The organism is Streptomyces sp. NPDC057543, assembly GCF_042801895.1.
GTDB lineage: Bacteria > Actinomycetota > Actinomycetes > Streptomycetales > Streptomycetaceae > Streptomyces.
On record NZ_JBHVFF010000459.1, the window covers coordinates 1 to 4,320 of the forward strand.

Consider the following 4,320-nt stretch of genomic DNA (forward strand, 5'->3'; position numbering starts at 1 on the left):
GCCCTGCCGCGTTCTCCTTGCCTTGACGTCCGCGTAAAGGTCTACCGTCAAGGACATGCGCATCGGGGAGCTGGCCGAACGGGCCGGAACGACCACACGGACTCTGCGGTACTACGAGTCACGCGGACTGCTGCCGGCGCGCCGGGCCGGCAACGGCTACCGCGCTTACGACGAGGACGATCTGCGGCTCGTCCAGCAGATCCGGACCCTCCAGGACTTCGGGTTCGAACTGGAGGAGACCCGTCCGTTCGTCGAGTGCCTGCGCGCCGGCCACCCGGCCGGTGACGCCTGCCCCGCCTCGCTCGCCGTCTACCGGCGCAAGCTCGGTGAGCTCGACGCGCTCATCGAACAGCTCCAGGCGGTACGCGTCCACGTGGGCGCCCAGCTCGCGAAGGCCGAGCTGGAGGCCGAGGCGGAGCTTCCGGGCGGCCCCGAACCACGTTGTGAACTGGGAGGATGACAGATGATTCAGGCAGCGGGCGTGGCCGAGGTCACGGACACCACTTTCGATACGGAGGTCCTCGCGGCCGACCTCCCCGTACTGGTCGAGTTCACCGCCGACTGGTGCGGCCCGTGCCGCCAGCTCGCCCCCGTGCTCAGTGCCGTCGCCGCCGAGGAGTCCGGACGCATCAAGATCGTCCAGATCGACGTCGACCGGAACCCGGGTATCGCGAGCCGGTACGCGGTCCTGTCGATGCCGACCCTGATGGTGTTCCGCTCCGGCGAACCCGTGAAGTCGATGGTGGGCGCCCGCCCCAAGCGCCGGCTGCTCCAGGAGTTGGAGGACGTGTTCGAGGCGGTGTGAGTGGGGCATATGCCTTGAACCGGAACAAACAGCGCACAACCGTAGCGGTCGCCTTCGGGGGCCGCTACGGTCTGCGCCTGCTCGAACCGCTCCAGGCGCTTGCTGAAACCGTCGATCTCGGTGAGCCCGGGCGTGTCCGGTCCGCGATACCGGCCGGTAGCGTCCCGGCTCACCCAGGCTCATCCACGAGAGCCAAAAAATTCGGTCGGCGATTTCGGACGGCGATGTCGAGAACCGGTGACTGGCTACGTCCCCGCAATGAACGCGACCAGAATGGATCGCACCAGCACGGAGGAGAAACACGATGGCCAAGTACCTGCTGCTCAAGCACTACCGCGGCGCTCCGGCTCCGGTCAACGACGTGTGTATGGACCAGTGGACGCCGGAGGAGATCTCGGCGCACGTGCAGTACATGCAGGACTTCGCGGTCCGGCTCGAAGGGACCGGCGAGTTCGTCGACGCTCAGGCGCTCGCCCCCGAGGGGACGTGGGTCCGGTACGACGGCGAGGGGCGCCCGCCGGTCACCGACGGCCCGTTCGCCGAGACCAAGGACCTCATCGCCGGCTGGATGGTTATCGACGTCGACAGCTACGAGCGCGCCGTCGAGCTGGCCGGGGAACTCTCGGCCGCCCCCGGGGTGGGCGGGAAGCCGATCCACGAGTGGCTCGAGGTGCGCCCGTTCCTGGCCGCGCTGCCCACCATCACGGAGTGACCTCCCCGATGAACGAGGCCCTGATCCGGAGCCTCACGCCGAGCGTGCTCGGCCTCCTCGTCCGCCGCGGAGCCGACTTCGCGGCGGCCGAGGACGCCGTGCAGGACGCGCTCGTCGAGGCGGTCCGCGTCTGGCCGGCCGACCCTCCGCGGGACCCGAAGGGCTGGCTGGTCACCGTGGCCTGGCGCCGGTTCCTCGACGCGGCCCGGGCGGACGCCGCCCGCCGCCGGCGTGAGGACCTCGTCGACGAGGAGCCGGCGCCCGGGCCCGCGCCCACGGTGGACGACACGCTGCAGCTCTACTTCCTGTGCGCCCACCCGTCGCTGACGCCGTCGTCCGCGGTCGCGCTCACGCTGCGCGCCGTCGGCGGGCTGACCACCCGCCAGATCGCCCGGGCCTACCTGGTGCCCGAGGCGACCATGGCGCAGCGCATCAGCCGGGCCAAGCGCACCGTCTCCGGCGCGCAGTTCGACCAGCCCGGCGACGTCGCCACCGTGCTGCGCGTCCTTTACCTGGTCTTCAACGAGGGCTACTCCGGCGACATCGACCTCGCCGCCGAGGCCATCCGGCTCACCCGGCAGCTCGCGGCCGCGATCGACCACCCCGAGGTGGCGGGACTGCTCGCCCTCACGCTGCTCCACCACGCCCGGCGCGCCGCCCGGACCGCGCCCGACGGCAGCCTGGTGCCGCTCGCCGAGCAGGACCGCGGCCGGTGGGACACCGGGGCGATCGCCGAGGGCGTCGAGATCCTGCAGGCGGCCCTCGCCCGCGACCGGCTGGGCGAGTTCCAGGCCCAGGCCGCCATCGCGGCACTCCACGCCGACGCGCCCACCGCCGAGGAGACCGACTGGGTGCAGATCGTCGAGTGGTACGACGAGCTCGCGCGCCTGACCGACAGCCCGGTCGTCCGGCTCAACCGCGCGGTGGCTGTCGGCGAGGCCGACGGACCGCGCGCCGGCCTGGCGGCGCTCGCGGTGCTGGACGCCTCACTGCCCCGCCACGCCGCGGTGGCGGCGTACCTCCACGAGCGCGACGGCGACCTGGCGACGGCGGCACGGCTGTACGCCGAGGCGGCGCAGAAGGCCCCCAACCTCGCCGAACGCGACCACCTGACCCGCCAGGCCGCCCGGCTCAACGCCCGCGGCTGTCGCTGACGGGCCGCGCTACATGGTCCACGGCCGGAGCTTCTCGGGGTTGCGCACCGCCCAGATGCGTGTGATCCGGTCGTCCGCGAGGCCGAACGCGGCCACCGTCACGGTGACGCCGCCGTGCTGGGCCACCAGACCGGGCCGGCCGTTGGCCGAACGTTCCAGGAGCGTCAGGCCGGGTGCCTTGCCGCCGATCTCGCTGATGTAGCGGGCAATGCGCTCGCCGCCTGCGACCGGGCGGAGCACCGCACCGACCCGGCCGCCGCCGTCGGCGATCATCGTGGCGTCGGGGTCGAGCAGGCCGACGAGGGCGGCGATGTCCTTGGCCTCCCACGCGTGCTTGAAGTCCCTGATGACGCAGGCCTGCCGGGTCGTCGGAGCCACCGGAGCCGCCGCCGCACGGATACGACGGCGGGCCGACGACGCCAGCTGCCGGCACGCCGCAGGCGTGCGGCCGACGATCGCGGCCACTTCGGTGAAGGGGTACCGGAAGACATCGTGCAGGATGAACGCGACCCGTTCGGCCGGGGTCATGGACTCGAGCACGACGAGGAAGGCCATGTCGACCGACTCGTCCAGGGTGATGCGGTCGGCCGGGTCGGCCGGTTCACCCCTGTCGCCCCCCGGCCGCCCGTTCATCCACTCCGTACGGTCGGGCAGCGGCTCCGGGATCCACTCGCCCACGTAGTTCTCGCGCCGCGCCCGTGCCGAGCCGAGCAGGTCGAGGCAGATGCGACCGGCCACCTTCGTCAGCCAGGCACCGGGGGACTCGATGGCCTCCTGCTGCTGCCGGGACATGGCGTACCAGCGGACGTAGGTCTCCTGTACGGCATCCTCGGCCTCGGCCAGGGAGCCGAGGAGCCGGTAGGCGAGATTGATCAGTTGCCGGCGCTCGCTCATGATCGCGCTCAGGCTCGCATCGGGTCGGCCGATTTCGGGCTCGGATCGGGTGGTCATGGTCTCGACGATTCCCTTGTTCGACTCTGTTTTCACCATGTTCGACGAGACACCGCAGCGAAAGGCCGGTGCGCCGCCTCACATTCCCGGTGGCTGCGTCGTCGGACTGGTGGGACGTCGGGGCGGCAGCCACGGGGAACCACTGTCGACAAGCGGAGTTGAGCAACAGAAGGGATGGGCTCACCATGCCCATAGGGACGACGGCACAGCAGCGCAGCCTCACGTTCATGATGTTCCTGCGAGCCGCGATCGCCTTGCAGACCGCGGCCATTTTCTTCCAGGCGGTCACCGCCGGGCTGTTGTTGTCCACGTCGTACGGAGAGACGTTGCACAGTGCCGGGGCGCGTGGGATGTACGCCGCGTCGATGTTGTACGTACTCACCGCGATCCTGGTGTGGCGGCCGGGCGGCGGCTCGCCCAAGTCCATCCTGCACGCGTTCGGGTTCCTGGTCCTCGCGTCGGTGCAGGTGGTCCTGGGCATCGCGCATGTGCCGTCCCTGCACGTCCCGTTGGGAGTCCTGATGTTCGGCCTGAGCGTCCTTCGGCTGGGCCAGGTGCTGGCCGGCCGCCGCACTCGCGCGGATGCCGCGGTATGACGGCCGGCTCCGTCGCGTCCCATTAGTGGGGCGACCCGCGGGCCAGGCTCCTCTGCGGCCTGCGGCCTGCGGCCTGCGGCCTGCGGCCTGCGGCCTGCGGCC

The 4,320-nt window shown here is 71.3% G+C and carries 6 protein-coding genes; 5 read left to right on the plus strand and 1 reads right to left on the minus strand.

The annotated features are described in order from the left end of the window. Positions 1–55 precede the first annotated feature (55 nt). The 4 genes from ACFU8Q_RS39635 (at position 56) to ACFU8Q_RS39650 (ending at position 2,671) form a co-directional block, all read left to right on the plus strand. Positions 56–460, plus strand: a complete 405-nt coding sequence (locus ACFU8Q_RS39635) for a MerR family transcriptional regulator (protein WP_384464537.1) — start codon at positions 56–58, stop codon at positions 458–460. A 3-nt stretch (positions 461–463) separates the two neighbouring features. Next, positions 464–805: a thioredoxin gene (gene trxA, locus ACFU8Q_RS39640; protein WP_384464540.1), complete on the plus strand. Its 342-nt coding sequence runs from the start codon at positions 464–466 to the stop codon at positions 803–805. Between the two features lie 304 nt (positions 806–1,109). Then, positions 1,110–1,517 carry a YciI family protein gene (locus tag ACFU8Q_RS39645; RefSeq protein WP_384464543.1) on the plus strand — a complete coding sequence of 136 codons (408 nt, stop codon included), beginning with the start codon at positions 1,110–1,112 and terminating at the stop codon, positions 1,515–1,517. An 8-nt stretch (positions 1,518–1,525) separates the two neighbouring features. Beyond that, positions 1,526–2,671, plus strand: coding sequence for an RNA polymerase sigma factor (locus ACFU8Q_RS39650; RefSeq protein WP_384464552.1), 1,146 nt, complete (start codon positions 1,526–1,528; stop codon positions 2,669–2,671). A 9-nt stretch (positions 2,672–2,680) separates the two neighbouring features. Here the strand turns inward: ACFU8Q_RS39650 and sigJ are convergent, their stop codons facing one another. Then, positions 2,681–3,622, minus strand: coding sequence for an RNA polymerase sigma factor SigJ (sigJ, locus tag ACFU8Q_RS39655; RefSeq protein ID WP_384464546.1), 942 nt, complete (start codon positions 3,620–3,622; stop codon positions 2,681–2,683). A 185-nt stretch (positions 3,623–3,807) separates the two neighbouring features. Here sigJ and ACFU8Q_RS39660 point away from each other — a divergent pair, with 185 nt between their 5' ends. Then, the gene (locus ACFU8Q_RS39660) at positions 3,808–4,218 is read left to right on the plus strand and encodes a hypothetical protein (RefSeq protein WP_384464549.1); all 411 of its coding nucleotides are present in this window, start codon (positions 3,808–3,810) and stop codon (positions 4,216–4,218) included. Positions 4,219–4,320 lie beyond the last annotated feature (102 nt).

What these genes read in the sequence shown, in the direction of transcription:
- ACFU8Q_RS39635 (WP_384464537.1), top strand. Translation starts at nt 56, where the DNA reads ATGCGCATCGGGGAGCTGGCCGAACGGGCCGGAACGACCACACGGACT.
- ACFU8Q_RS39645 (WP_384464543.1), top strand. Translation starts at nt 1,110, where the DNA reads ATGGCCAAGTACCTGCTGCTCAAGCACTACCGCGGCGCTCCGGCTCCG.
- ACFU8Q_RS39660 (WP_384464549.1), top strand. Translation starts at nt 3,808, where the DNA reads ATGCCCATAGGGACGACGGCACAGCAGCGCAGCCTCACGTTCATGATG.
- ACFU8Q_RS39650 (WP_384464552.1), top strand. Translation starts at nt 1,526, where the DNA reads ATGAACGAGGCCCTGATCCGGAGCCTCACGCCGAGCGTGCTCGGCCTC.
- trxA (WP_384464540.1), top strand. Translation starts at nt 464, where the DNA reads ATGATTCAGGCAGCGGGCGTGGCCGAGGTCACGGACACCACTTTCGAT.
- sigJ (WP_384464546.1), bottom strand. Translation starts at nt 3,622, where the DNA reads ATGACCACCCGATCCGAGCCCGAAATCGGCCGACCCGATGCGAGCCTG.